12 protein-coding genes are annotated in these 13,427 nt (G+C 49.1%); all 12 read left to right on the forward strand.

Annotation, left to right across the window (positions count from 1 at the left end; translation table 11 throughout):
- The first annotated feature begins 16 nt into the window (after nt 1–16).
- The 12 genes from GJB59_RS17000 to dsdA all read left to right on the forward strand — a co-directional run bounded on the left by GJB59_RS17000 (nt 17) and on the right by dsdA (nt 13,426).
- The gene (locus tag GJB59_RS17000) at nt 17–1,303 is read left to right on the forward strand and encodes a solute carrier family 23 protein (protein WP_142826617.1); all 1,287 of its coding nucleotides are present in this window, start codon (nt 17–19) and stop codon (nt 1,301–1,303) included.
- 131 nt (nt 1,304–1,434) lie between these two features.
- Nucleotides 1,435–2,304 carry an aspartate carbamoyltransferase catalytic subunit gene (locus tag GJB59_RS17005; RefSeq protein WP_142826616.1) on the forward strand — a complete coding sequence of 290 codons (870 nt, stop codon included), beginning with the start codon at nt 1,435–1,437 and terminating at the stop codon, nt 2,302–2,304.
- A 1-nt stretch (nt 2,305) separates the two neighbouring features.
- Nucleotides 2,306–3,583, forward strand: coding sequence for a dihydroorotase (gene pyrC / locus GJB59_RS17010; RefSeq protein WP_142826615.1), 1,278 nt, complete (start codon nt 2,306–2,308; stop codon nt 3,581–3,583).
- Nucleotides 3,580–4,677, forward strand: coding sequence for a carbamoyl phosphate synthase small subunit (locus GJB59_RS17015; protein WP_142826679.1), 1,098 nt, complete (start codon nt 3,580–3,582; stop codon nt 4,675–4,677). The genes pyrC and GJB59_RS17015 overlap by 4 nt, the downstream gene beginning before the upstream one ends.
- Entirely contained in the window at nt 4,670–7,858 is a 3,189-nt protein-coding gene (gene carB / locus GJB59_RS17020; RefSeq protein ID WP_142826614.1) for a carbamoyl-phosphate synthase large subunit, read from the forward strand. The genes GJB59_RS17015 and carB overlap by 8 nt, the downstream gene beginning before the upstream one ends.
- The gene (locus tag GJB59_RS17025; protein WP_142826613.1) at nt 7,855–8,622 is read left to right on the forward strand and encodes a dihydroorotate dehydrogenase electron transfer subunit; all 768 of its coding nucleotides are present in this window, start codon (nt 7,855–7,857) and stop codon (nt 8,620–8,622) included. The genes carB and GJB59_RS17025 overlap by 4 nt, the downstream gene beginning before the upstream one ends.
- The gene (locus tag GJB59_RS17030) at nt 8,619–9,533 is read left to right on the forward strand and encodes a dihydroorotate dehydrogenase (protein ID WP_142826612.1); all 915 of its coding nucleotides are present in this window, start codon (nt 8,619–8,621) and stop codon (nt 9,531–9,533) included. The genes GJB59_RS17025 and GJB59_RS17030 overlap by 4 nt, the downstream gene beginning before the upstream one ends.
- Entirely contained in the window at nt 9,530–10,219 is a 690-nt protein-coding gene (gene pyrF, locus GJB59_RS17035; RefSeq protein WP_142826611.1) for an orotidine-5'-phosphate decarboxylase, read from the forward strand. Before GJB59_RS17030 ends, pyrF begins: the two co-directional genes overlap by 4 nt.
- On the forward strand, nt 10,216–10,839 hold the full coding sequence (gene pyrE, locus GJB59_RS17040; RefSeq protein ID WP_203583281.1) for an orotate phosphoribosyltransferase: 624 nt from the start codon (nt 10,216–10,218) through the stop codon (nt 10,837–10,839). Before pyrF ends, pyrE begins: the two co-directional genes overlap by 4 nt.
- 161 nt (nt 10,840–11,000) lie before the next feature.
- A complete protein-coding gene (locus GJB59_RS17045) occupies nt 11,001–11,354 on the forward strand; it encodes a PadR family transcriptional regulator (protein ID WP_142826609.1) in 354 nt (117 codons plus the stop codon).
- Nucleotides 11,329–12,003, forward strand: coding sequence for a DUF1129 family protein (locus GJB59_RS17050; protein WP_142826608.1), 675 nt, complete (start codon nt 11,329–11,331; stop codon nt 12,001–12,003). Before GJB59_RS17045 ends, GJB59_RS17050 begins: the two co-directional genes overlap by 26 nt.
- A gap of 88 nt (nt 12,004–12,091) precedes the next feature.
- Nucleotides 12,092–13,426, forward strand: coding sequence for a D-serine ammonia-lyase (dsdA, locus tag GJB59_RS17055; RefSeq protein WP_142826607.1), 1,335 nt, complete (start codon nt 12,092–12,094; stop codon nt 13,424–13,426).
- The last annotated feature ends 1 nt before the right edge of the window (nt 13,427 follow it).

Below are 13,427 nucleotides of genomic sequence, written 5' to 3' on the forward strand. Positions count from 1 at the left end.
CAGGGGAGAATGGACAGTGAGTGAAGCAATTTTAGATGTACAAGATAAACCAAAAGCAGTGCAATGGATTTCATTAAGCCTGCAGCACATGTTTGCAATGTTTGGAGCGACCATCCTGGTACCGCAACTGGTCGGCTTGAGCCCAGCTATCGCGCTGTTGACAAGCGGAATCGCCACCATCATCTTTATCATCATCACACAGTTTAAAGTACCCGCATATCTGGGTTCTTCATTCGCCTTTATCGTGCCGATCACGATTGCCACTGAAACTGGAGGCATCGGCTCTGCGATGATCGGTGCCATGTTCGTGTCAGCGGTATACGCCATTGTCGCATTGATCATCTGGAAAACTGGCTACCAGTGGCTGATGAAGCTGCTGCCGCCGATTGTGGTGGGACCGGTCATTATCGTCATAGGACTTGCCTTGTCAGGAACGGCTGTAGACATGGCCATGAATATTCCTGTCGAAAACGGGTCGGAATACAGCCTGATCCATTTCTCAGCTGCCATTGTCACTTTGTTGACAGCGATCATCTGCAACATCTATTTCAAGAACATCATTTCACTGATGCCCATCCTGATTGGCATTATCGTGGGTTATGTTTACTCGGCTGCCATTGGCATTATTGACTTTACGGCGATCGGTGAAGCAAGTTGGTTTGCAGTGCCGGAGTTCCTGATTCCCGGAGTGGATTATTCGTTCCAAGTAACACCGACATTGCTGTTCGTTATGGTGCCAATAGCCATCGTCACCATTTCTGAACACATCGGCCATCAGCTGGTGCTCGGCAAAATCGTAGACCGCAATTACATAAAAGATCCTGGCCTGCACCGCTCGATACTTGGCGACGGCATCGGAACCTTTATTTCTTCCCTGGTCGGCGGTCCGCCAAAGACCACATACGGCGAAAACATCGGCGTTCTGGCAATCACAAAAGTATTCTCGGTTTATGTCATCTTAGGAGCTGCCGTGTTTGCCATCGCGTTTTCATTCCTGGGCAAACTGATGGCGGTGATTGAGACTATCCCGACAGCTGTTCTTGGCGGGATTTCCATCCTGCTGTTCGGCATTATCGCTTCTTCCGGATTGCGCATGCTGGTGGATAACAACATCGACTTTGGCAACAACCGCAACTTGGTCATTTCCTCCGTCATCCTGGTGATCGGCATTGGCGGAGCCAAGCTGGAATTCAGCGAATCCTTCGCGATTGAAGGAATGGCACTTGCGGCAATCGTCGGCGTAATCCTCAACCTGGTGCTGCCGGGACTGAACAAGAACGAATTAGACGACGGAACTGAATAATCACCTTTTAATGAATGTCCAGAGAGGCATGGAAAGGGTTGAAAATCGGGGTGTATTCTGCCCTTTTTTCCTCACACCTTCCTGCCCCTGGGAAGGTGTTTTTTTATAGCGGATGAAAGGATGAGATGATTTTGGCAAACTTACTATCTATGAACAACTTAGAAAACCAAACCATCATGAACTTGCTGGAACGGGCGGAAAAGTTCCGGCAAGGTGAAAAAGCACCCATAGACGGCACAGTCGTCAATCTGTTTTTTGAACCGAGTACGCGGACCAAGATGAGTTTTGAAATGGCCGAGAACAAAATGGGACTGGCCGTGCTGCCGTTTGAAACAGCCTTCTCGAGCATCTTAAAAGGGGAAACGCTGTACGACACGGTCAAGACGATGGAAGCAATCGGGGTGGATGCAGTCATCATCCGCCACGAGGAAGAGGAATACTACCAGCAGCTGGAAGGGTGCAAGGTCGCGGTCATCAACGGCGGAGATGGCTCTGGGCAGCATCCGACGCAGTCGCTGCTGGACTTGCTGACCATCTATCAGGAGTTTGGCCGAGTCGAGGGCATCCACGTCACCATCGTCGGAGATATCGCGCACAGCCGCGTAGCAAAATCGAATGCAGCTGCACTCAAGCAGCTGGGGGCTGAAGTGACTTTTATCTGCCCTGAAGAATGGAGCGGAGAGTACGACTCTTCGGAACATCTGGACGACTTTATTGAAAAGACGGACGTCGTCATGATGCTGCGCGTCCAGCATGAACGCCATGCGGTATCAGCTATGTTTTCAAAAGAAAACTACCACGAGCAATATGGTTTAACGATTGAACGGGAAAAGCGGATGAAAGACGGCGCCATCATCATGCATCCTGCGCCGATCAACCGGGGTGTTGAAATCGCAGACTGCCTCGTTGAATGCGAACGTTCACGAATTTTTAAACAAATGGCTAACGGAGTATTTGTCCGGATGGCAGTACTTGAATACGCATTGAAAGGGAGAGATTAACTTGAATTTATTCATAAAAAACGTAAACATGCTGCAAAATGGAGAACTTGCATCTACCAATATCCGCATAACCGATGGGAAAATCAATGAAATCGGCAAAGATCTAAAAGTGAAGGACGAAACGGAAATTGACGGCAATGGCCGGATGATCGCACCAGGATTTGTTGATATCCACGTTCACTTGCGTGAACCAGGCGGCGAGCAGAAAGAAACGATCGAAAGCGGGACAAAATCAGCGGCAAAAGGCGGATTTACCACCATCTGTGCTATGCCAAACACGCGCCCTGTTCCCGACACGAAAGAAAATCTGCAGCTGGTCAACGGATTAATCGAGAAAAATGCGCTTATCCGGGTTTTGCCGTATGCTTCCATCACCATCAGGGAAGCCGGGAAAGAACGCACGAATTTGCAGGAGCTGAAAGAAAACGGCGCGTTTGCCTTCACCGATGACGGTGTTGGCATCCAAGAAGCGGGCATGATGTACGAAACGATGCAGGATGCCGCAAAAATTGATATGGCGGTCGTCGCCCATTGTGAAGACAACAGCCTGATTTATGACGGTGTTATGCATGAAGGCAAACGCAGCAAAGAGCTGGGGCTTAAAGGCATTCCTTCCATTGCAGAGTCTGTGCATATCGCTCGCGACATTTTGCTGGCCGAAGCGGCAGGGGCGCATTATCATGTTTGCCACGTCAGCACGAAAGAATCTGTGCGCATTATCCGTGACGCAAAACACGCGGGTGTTCGCGTGACGGCTGAAGTAACGCCGCACCATTTGTTATTGACAGAAGACGATATTCCAGCAGATGATGCAAACTACAAAATGAACCCACCGCTCCGTGCCAAGGAAGATTGGCAGGCTTTGCACGAAGGCTTGCTTGATGGGACGCTGGACTTTATAGCAACAGATCATGCGCCGCATACAGCGGCAGAGAAAACCAACGGCATGAACGGATCGATGTTCGGCATCGTTGGATTTGAAACAGCATTTCCGCTGCTCCACAGCAAATTCGTCAAAACAGGCGTGTGGACGCTGCAGCAATTGATCGACTGGCTGACCATCAAACCGAGTGAAACCTTCAACTTGCCTTATGGCACGATGGAACCTGGCCAAACAGCCGACCTGGTGCTCTTGGATCTGGATAAAGAGCAGCCAATTCAGGTAGATGGATTTTTATCAAAAGGCAAAAATACACCGTTTGACGGCTGGAACTGCACAGGATGGCCGGCAATGACCATTTTTGGTGGAGAAATCGTATGGCAGGAGGAGAAGAATTGATGAAACGCTATTTAATCTTAGAAGACGGTACGGTATTTGAAGGAACAGCATTCGGAAGCGAAGATGCCTCGGTTGGAGAAATCGTTTTTAATACGAGCATGACCGGCTATCAGGAAATTTTATCAGACCCTTCCTACTGTGGACAGATTATCACCATGACATATCCGTTGATCGGCAATTACGGCATCAACAGCGATGATTTTGAATCGATTGAACCTGCAGTCAAAGGAATGGTGGTTCGAGAAATCGCTGAGTTCCCATCCAACTTCCGAAACAATTTAACGTTGGACGAATTGTTCAAAATCAAAGGGATTCCTGGAATTTCCGGAATCGATACACGCAAACTGACGCGCCTGATCCGTTCAAAAGGTTCCATCAAAGGAGTTTTGACGGCAGCAGGCGAAGATGTTCAAACTGAAGAAGTGGTCAAGACGCTTCAGGCGACCGTTTTGCCGAGAAACCAAGTGGCACAAGTTTCAACTGCACGCCCTTATCCGAGCCCGGGCCGCGGCAAGCGTGTAGTGCTCATCGACTACGGCATGAAGCACGGCATCTTGCGCGAGCTTAACAACCGCGATTGCGATGTAATTGTAGTGCCATATAATACGCCATCCAAAGAAATTTTGGCTTGGGGACCAGATGGTGTCATGCTGTCAAACGGCCCTGGAGATCCTAAAGACGTAGAAGAATGTGTAGAAGTGGTGCGCGAACTGCTCGGGAATGTTCCAATCTTCGGCATCTGCCTGGGCCACCAATTGTTTGCAAGAGCCTGCGGTGCGGATACCTTCAAGCTGAAGTTCGGCCATCGCGGCGGCAACCATCCAGTGCGCGACCTGATCACTGGAAAAATTGAAATTACTTCTCAAAACCATGGCTACGCTGTAGATGAAGAAACACTGCAGGGAACACGGCTGAAAGTAACACATAGCGCATTGAACGACGGAACGAACGAAGGGTTGGAGCATCTGGATTATCCGGCTTTCACCGTCCAGTACCACCCGGAATCCTCACCGGGACCAGAGGACTCAAACTACTTATTCGACCGCTTTATAGATGTAATGAACGCAACTCGAAAGGAGCAGCAACATGCCTAAAAGACAGGATATTCAAAGTATACTCGTAATCGGTTCCGGACCTATCGTCATCGGACAAGCAGCAGAGTTCGACTATGCCGGCACACAAGCCTGCCTGGCATTGAGGGAAGAAGGCTACCGTGTCATTTTAATCAATTCAAATCCGGCGACCATCATGACGGATACTGAAATTGCAGATAAAGTCTATATCGAGCCAATCACCTTGGAATTCGTCAGCCGCATCCTCCGCAAAGAGCGTCCGGACGCGCTGCTGCCAACACTAGGCGGCCAAACAGGACTGAACATGGCGATTGAACTTGACGAATCGGGCATTTTGGACGAATTGGATATCGAAATTTTAGGAACCAAGCTGGAGGCAATCCATAAAGCGGAAGACCGTGATCTGTTCAGAACCTTGATGAACGAACTCGGAGAACCGGTTCCGGATTCGGATATTATCCACAACATGGCAGAAGCAGAGAACTTTATTGAACGGGTCGGCTATCCGGTTATCGTTCGTCCGGCCTTTACATTAGGCGGCACTGGCGGCGGTATCTGCCACAATTACGAAGAATTGAAGGAAATCGTGGCGAGTGGCCTGAAATACAGCCCGGTCACGCAATGCCTGCTTGAAAAATCGATTGCCGGCTTCAAGGAAATCGAGTATGAAGTGATGCGTGACAAAAACGATACGGCAATCGTCGTCTGCAACATGGAAAACATCGATCCGGTGGGCATTCATACAGGCGATTCGATTGTTGTGGCGCCTAGCCAAACTTTGTCTGACCGTGAATACCAGATGCTGCGCAATGTCTCGCTGAAAATTATCCGCGCGTTAAAAATCGAAGGCGGATGCAACGTGCAGCTGGCACTGGATCCATTCAGCTTTAATTACTACATCATCGAAGTAAATCCGCGTGTCAGCCGGTCTTCTGCACTCGCTTCAAAAGCGACAGGCTACCCGATCGCCAAACTGGCCGCTAAAATCGCAGTCGGCTTGACACTGGATGAAATGATGAACCCGGTCACAGGCCGGACCTACGCCGCTTTTGAGCCGGCACTGGATTATGTGGTTACGAAAATTCCACGCTGGCCGTTTGATAAATTCGAATCGGCAAAACGCAATTTGGGTACGCAGATGAAAGCAACTGGAGAAGTTATGGCTATGGGCCGGACGTTCGAAGAGTCCATCCTGAAAGCTGTTCGATCGCTGGAAACAGGCCAATTCCACCTGGAGTTGAAAAATGCTGACGCCATGAGCGACGAATGGATTCAAAAACGCATCTGCCGGGCTGGAGATGAGCGCTTGTTCTTTATCGGTGAAGCGCTGCGACGCGGAGTGACGATTGAAACCATCAACGAATGGAGCCAAATTGATTTATTCTTCCTGAAGAAGTTCGAAAACATTGTTCAATATGAAGAAACATTGAAAAACGCTGCTTTTGACTACGAGACAGCGAAACGTGCGAAGCGCCTGGGCTTTGCTGACCGGACAATTGCGAAGCTATGGAATACGACCGAGCAGGAAGTTTACAACTGGCGCAAAGAACAAAAGTTGATGCCGGTTTACAAAATGGTTGATACTTGTGCTGCGGAATTCGAATCCGAAACGCCTTATTTCTACGGGACCTATGAAGATGAAAATGAATCCGTGAAAACAGATAAAGAATCCGTCATCGTCCTCGGCTCAGGACCGATCCGGATCGGCCAAGGCGTGGAATTCGATTATGCAACGGTGCATTCAGTCTGGGCTATCAAAGAAGCGGGCTATGAAGCGATCATTGTCAACAACAACCCGGAAACTGTCTCGACGGACTTCTCGATTTCGGATAAATTGTATTTTGAACCGCTGACAATCGAGGATGTCATGCACATTGTCGACTTGGAGCAGCCAAAAGGCGTTGTCGTCCAATTCGGCGGACAGACAGCCATCAACCTGGCTGAAAAACTGGAACAGAACGGCGTTAAAATTCTTGGAACAACTTTGGAAGACACGGACAGAGCGGAAAATCGCAATAAATTTGAAGCAGCCCTGCACGAAATCGGCATTCCGCAGCCTCTAGGCAAAACGGCTGTCAACGCGGAAGAAGCGATCATCATCGCTGCGGATATCGGCTATCCGGTGTTGGTCCGCCCTTCCTATGTTCTTGGCGGACGCGCAATGGAAATTGTCTACAACCAAGAAGACTTGAAGCATTATATGGAACATGCCGTAGAAGCAAGTCCGGAACATCCGGTTCTTGTTGACCGTTACCTGACTGGAATCGAAATTGAAGTAGATGCCATCTCGGATGGAAAACACGTATTAATTCCGGGCATCATGGAGCATATTGAACGAGCAGGCGTTCACTCGGGCGACTCGATTGCAGTGTATCCGACACAGAATATCTCGACCCAATTATTGGATACCTTAGTTGACTACACGACACGCTTGGCAAAAGGGCTGAACATCGTAGGCTTGCTGAATATCCAGTACGTCATCTCCAAAGGTGAAGTTTTCGTCATTGAAGTGAATCCAAGATCAAGCCGGACGGTGCCGTTCATGAGCAAAATCACGTCGATTCCGATGGCCAATATCGCGACAAAAGCAATTTTGGGGCAGAGTATCGTGGATCAGGGCTATACGCCAGGACTTGCGCCGATCTCAAAAGGCGTATTCGTCAAAGTGCCGGTGTTCTCATTCGCGAAACTTCGCCGGGTGGACATAACGCTTGGGCCGGAAATGAAATCCACCGGAGAAGTCATGGGCAAAGACACGACTTTGGAAAAAGCACTTTATAAAGGGTTGGCAGCAGCCGGCATGGAAGTGAAAGACCACGGTACAGTGCTCTTAACAGTAGCAGACAAAGACAAAGAAGAAGCAATCGGCTTAGCGAAACGCTTTAAAGCGATCGGCTATCAGATTATGGCGACCGGCGGGACAGCCAAAGCTTTTGAAGAAGCGGGTATTTTGGTAGCGCCAATCGGCAAAATCGGATCAACAGGCAAAACCTTGCTGGATGTCATCCAAAACGGCGACACCCAAATCGTCATCAATACATTGACGAAAGGCAAGCAGCCGCAGCGCGACGGTTTCCGCATTCGCCGCGAATCAGTCGAAAACGGCATTCCTTGCCTGACTTCACTGGATACGGCAGAAGCAATGCTGCGTGTCATCGAATCGATGACTTTCTCAGCTGAAGAAATGGGGGCAGGTGTATGATCAAACAAGAGCGTATGCAAGTCATCAACCAGCAGGAAATCGCCAAACACATTTTTGAACTGACGGTACAAGGCGAGCTGGCCAATGAAATGGCAGAGCCGGGGCAATTTGTCCACATTCGTGTGGCAGACAGCTTTGAACCATTGCTGCGCCGGCCGATTTCTGTAGCTTCCATCGATCTGGAAGCTTCACAATTCACGATGATCTACCGTGCAGAAGGCCGCGGCACCGGATTGCTGGCAGAGAAAAAGCCAGGCGACACGTTGGATGTACTCGGACCTCTAGGGCACGGCTTTCCCGTGGAAGAAGCACAGAAAAAAGCGTATTTGATCGGAGGAGGAATTGGTGTTCCGCCCCTATACGAACTCGCCAAACAATTGAACGCACGCGGCATTGAAACTGTCCATATCCTTGGGTTTGAAAGCAAACAGGCGGTCTTCTATGAGGACAAATTCCGCAAACTTGGCGATACGCACATTGCCACAGTCGATGGCTCTCACGGCACCCAAGGGTTTGTGACCCATATTCTCAATGAATTGCCAATTGATTTTGATACTTACTACAGCTGCGGTCCGACAGCGATGCTTGAAGCAGTGCAATGGGCATACCCGCAGAAAAAAGGCTTCCTGTCCTATGAACAACGGATGGGCTGCGGCATCGGTGCATGTTTTGCCTGTGTCTGCCGAACAACAAGGAGCGAAACGGATTATATCAAAGTTTGTTCTGACGGACCGGTATTTCCAGCAGGAGTGGTGATTTCATGACAGATTTAACCGTAAAACTACCAGGACTCGATTTAAAAAACCCGATCATGCCAGCTTCCGGCTGTTTTGGCTTCGGTAAAGAATATGCACAATTGTACGACCTGTCGCAGCTCGGCGCCATCATGATCAAAGCGACGACCGTAGAGACACGCCTCGGCAATCCTACTCCGCGCGTAGCGGAAACAGCATCCGGCATGCTGAATGCCATTGGCTTGCAGAACCCGGGACTTGAAAAAGTGGCGGGCCAGGAATTGCCGTGGCTGGAACAATACGATGTTCCAATCATCGCCAATGTTGCCGGAACGACGACCGAAGATTATGTAGAAGTCGCGAAAGCCATTTCACAGGCTCCGAATGTCCATGCACTGGAAATCAACATTTCCTGCCCGAACGTCAAACTGGGCGGCATCACTTTCGGAACGGATCCCGACGTTGCCCGCGAGTTGACGCGTGCAGTAAAGGAAGTTTCTTCTGTGCCCGTTTATATCAAATTGTCGCCGAATGTTACAGACATCGTCTCAATTGCGAAAGCGGTCGAAGCGGGTGGAGCGGATGGCATCACCATGATCAACACGCTGCTTGGCATGCGGATGGACACAAAAACCGGACGACCGGTCATTGCCAATATAACCGGCGGTTTGTCTGGACCAGCAATCAAACCGGTTGCATTGCGAATGGTTTATGAAGTCAGCAAGCATACCAGCCTTCCAATTATCGGCATGGGCGGCGTCACCAATGTGGATGACGTCATCGACTTTCTGTCTGCCGGCGCCAGCGCTGTTGCAGTTGGAACGGCGAATTTCGTCAATCCTTTTGTTTGCCCCGAAATCATCGGACAATTGCCTGAACGCCTGCATGAACTTGGCTATGATTCAGTAGAACAACTTGTCGGAAGGAGCCACCGTCTGTGAACAAACCAATCATTGCTTTGGATTTTGCATCGAAAAACCAAGTAGAAGAATTTTTGGCACAGTTTTCCGAGCCGCTTTTTGTCAAAGTAGGAATGGAACTCTATTTTCAAGAAGGGCCGGAACTGGTCCGTTTCATAAAAGCGCAGGGCCATGACGTTTTTCTCGACCTGAAGCTGCACGATATCCCGAACACTGTTGAATCCGCAATGCGGGGTTTAGCCAAACTGGATGTTGACATGGTCAATGTCCATGCCGCAGGCGGACTCGAAATGATGAAGGCGGCGAAGCGGGGACTGTCAGGCAGCAACACGAAACTTATCGCTGTGACGCAATTGACTTCGACCAGTGAAGAAGACATGCATGAAGATCAATTGGTTTATGTCAGTCTCGAAGAGTCGGTGCTGCATTACGCCAAGCGGGCCATGCAAGCCGGTTTGGACGGCGTCGTCTGTTCCGTGCTGGAAGCTGGTCCTATCGGAGAAGCATGCGGCCAGGATTTCCTGCGTGTTACGCCAGGCATCCGGCCAGCAGCGGTTTCCGTCGATGATCAGAAACGGGTGGCAACACCAGCCGAAGCTCATGCAAAGGGATCTAGCTATATTGTCGTCGGGCGAGCGATTACAAAGTCGGAAAATCCGTCAGAAAGTTACGCGCAAATTGCAGCAGAATGGGGTGGACAATCTTGAAATCTAAAATAGCAAACCATTTACTGGCCGTGGGCGCAGTCGAACTTCGCCCGCAAGACCCTTTCACATGGGCATCAGGCGTCAAATCGCCGATTTATTGTGATAACCGTTTGACGATGTCTCATCCGGCAGTGCGAAAAGACATCGCCGCAGGATTAGCAGATACCATAAAAGAATACTATCCAGAATGCCAAGTGGTGGCAGGCACAGCAACTGCCGGAATTCCGCATGCAGCATGGGTCAGCGATTTGCTCGATTTGCCGATGGTCTATGTCCGTTCCAAAGCAAAAGAACACGGCCAGACGAATATGATCGAAGGCAAAGTCGAGCCGGGCAAAAAAGTGGTTGTCGTGGAAGACTTAATTTCCAAAGGCGGATCGGTGCTGCAGGCAGCTCAGGCATTGGAAGCAGCAGGTTTTGACGTGCTTGGCATCGTCGCTATCTTCACATATGATTTGCCGCAGTCAATCGAAGCAATCACTGGGTCGGGCTATACATTCCATACGCTGACGGATTTCCCGGCGCTCGTTGAACAGGCATTAAGCACAGGAGCTATCAGTGAAGAAGACATGCCGATGCTCGCAGACTGGCATGAAAAATTAAAAGCAGGATCTCTGTAAAAACCAGCCAATTGGCTGGTTTTTTTAAAAAGGGTTGTACTGGAAACGTTTGACAGAGCAGAGTTAATGAATTAAACTGAAAACAACTAGTTGGCAATGCAAGGTAGTTATTTTTTTGAGTTACTATCTTGCATTGCCATGTACCGAATGGAGGAACAACTATGGCTCTAAGAAGTCAACTATTGAAAGGGGTTTTGGATGCTTGTGTGATGGCGGTGGTAGAAGAGCAGCCAGTGTATGGCTATGAGCTGTCCCAGAAACTGCAGGCGATCGGATTGCCGGACATCAGCGACGGCACTATTTATCCGGTGCTGCTGCGGCTTCAAAAAAATGGTTTTATTCGCAGTGAAATGAGGCCCTCTGCATCGGGGCCGAACCGCAAATACTACTTTTTGACCGACAGCGGAAAAACAGAGCTGGAGCAAATTGCTTCCGAATGGCTTCAAATTGCCAAGCCGGTCAGCCAATTATTGAAAAGGGGTGTAGAAGATGAGAAAAACAACGGAACTAATTAAAGAGAATAACCACAAAAGAGATTATTTAAATGCTGAAAACGAAAAAGTTTACGAAGAATTGTTGCTATATATCCGGACTGATCTTCGAGTCGACGAACATGCCGCGGAAGAATTATTAATGGATTTACTGGACCATTTGGTTGAAGCGCAAGAAAATGGCAAAGATGCTGCAGATCTATTTGGAGATTCTCCGAAAGCTTATGCAGATGAACTCATCGAAAATCTTCCAAGCCAAAAACGCCGAAATATCTATTGGCTTGCCGTTTCAGGAATGGCTGGATTAGTGGGCTGGTTTGCCATTACGTACGGAATTATAAATGCTGTTTTTCCGCTTTTCACTGCGTGGGACAGCGATGTGGCAGTCGGCAGCATCCTGATGATCTTATTAGCCGCCAGCTTGATCGGCTTGATCGGCACCAAAATTTTCTTTAAAATCATCCGTTCTTCCGTCTTTAAACCGAAAGATCAGCAGTGGAAAGTTTATGTAAAGGGCGGATTGTTCGGCACGGCGGGATTTGTAATTATTCTCGGAATTGCCTTTCTGTTTGATGGCATCGGTCCGGTCATTCACGTGGCATGGTGGGCAGTTATATTGATTGGAATTGTTCTGTTGGCCATTAGCAAAGGAGTCGGCTGGCTGTCAAACTGACGATGAAAACTTCCAGTATAAGGGTGGATTTTCTTTGGTTGTCCTGTATGATGAAATTAATAGACTGATTGAACGAAGGGGGATTTGTATGACCATTTTGCAATCTCAACTAACCAGCTGGATTGAAAAATATCCATTGTTAAAGAATGTCATGGACTTGGAACCGGTTATCTGGCTGAATCCAAATCTTCAGAAGATGGCAGACATGACAGGACTTCCAGTGAATCTCGAGGATATGGAACAAGCAGAGCGGCTATGGCAGCGATTCGCACCCTATTTGGCAACGGAGTTTCCGGAGACGGCAACTGTTAAAGGTGTAGTTGAATCGCCGCTTCGTGAGATTTCCAATATGAAACAGCAGCTTCAAGAACGATGGGGTGGAGAAATTGCAGGTGGGCTTTTCTTGAAATGTGACAACGACTTGCCTATTGCCGGATCCATTAAAGCACGTGGCGGAGTTTACGAAGTGCTGCATCATGCGGAAAAATTAGCGGTCGAGGCAGGAATCATTTCAACTGAGCAGTCGTATGAGCAGTTTTCTTCCGAACGGTTCAAACAGTTTTTCAGCCAGTATTCCATTGGCGTAGGATCGACAGGAAACCTTGGCCTAAGCATAGGCATCATCAGCGCCAAGCTTGGCTTCCAAGTATCCGTCTATATGTCTTCAGACGCCAAGCAGTGGAAAAAAGACCTGCTGCGTGAAAAAGGGGCCACCGTGGTGGAATTCAGGGGAGATTTCAGCGAAGCCATTTCAGCCGGGCGCAAGGAGACGCTTGCCAAGACGGATGCTTATTTTGTGGATGATGAAAAGTCCAAACACTTGTTTTTAGGCTATAGTGTCGCGGCTTTCCGCCTCAAGAGGCAATTGGAGGAAGCGGACATCCAGGTAGATGAAGAACACCCGCTTTTTGTTTACCTTCCTTGCGGAGTGGGCGGAGCGCCGGGGGGCATCGCATTCGGATTGCGGCAAGTGTTTGGCGGCGCGGTTCATTGTTTTTTTGTGGAACCGACCCATTCACCCGCAGTACTGATCGGCTTATTGACCGGTGAAAAAGAAAAAGTCAGTGTCCAGGATTTCGGTATCGACAATGTCACAGAAGGTGATGGGCTGGCAGTCGGAAGGCCGTCCAGCTTCGCTTCGGGCATCAGCGAAAAAACAGCCAGCGGCATTTATACGGTAGAAGACCGTGAGCTGTTTGCCTTATTGACTCTACTGGCGGACAGCGAAGAAATTTTCATCGAACCTTCTGCTACTGCAGGATTGCTCGGCCCGTTGAAAATCCTGGAAACCGATTATACCGAAACGAATGAAATCCCGCTGTCTGCTGCAAACCACATTGTCTGGGCAACGGGCGGCGCATTAGTGCCGAAAGAGGAAATGGACGGTTTTTATCAACGCGGAAAAGCTTATTTGGGAGGTTGAT

The organism is Planococcus soli (assembly GCF_016881065.1).
Classification (GTDB): Bacteria; Bacillota; Bacilli; order Bacillales_A; family Planococcaceae; genus Planococcus; species Planococcus soli.

Excerpts from the sequence above, each read along its gene's own strand:
- GJB59_RS17025 (WP_142826613.1), top strand. The coding sequence starts at position 7,855 with ATGATCAAACAAGAGCGTATGCAAGTCATCAACCAGCAGGAAATCGCC.
- GJB59_RS17030 (WP_142826612.1), top strand. The coding sequence starts at position 8,619 with ATGACAGATTTAACCGTAAAACTACCAGGACTCGATTTAAAAAACCCG.
- GJB59_RS17045 (WP_142826609.1), top strand. The coding sequence starts at position 11,001 with ATGGCTCTAAGAAGTCAACTATTGAAAGGGGTTTTGGATGCTTGTGTG.
- dsdA (WP_142826607.1), top strand. The coding sequence starts at position 12,092 with ATGACCATTTTGCAATCTCAACTAACCAGCTGGATTGAAAAATATCCA.
- GJB59_RS17050 (WP_142826608.1), top strand. The coding sequence starts at position 11,329 with ATGAGAAAAACAACGGAACTAATTAAAGAGAATAACCACAAAAGAGAT.
- carB (WP_142826614.1), top strand. The coding sequence starts at position 4,670 with ATGCCTAAAAGACAGGATATTCAAAGTATACTCGTAATCGGTTCCGGA.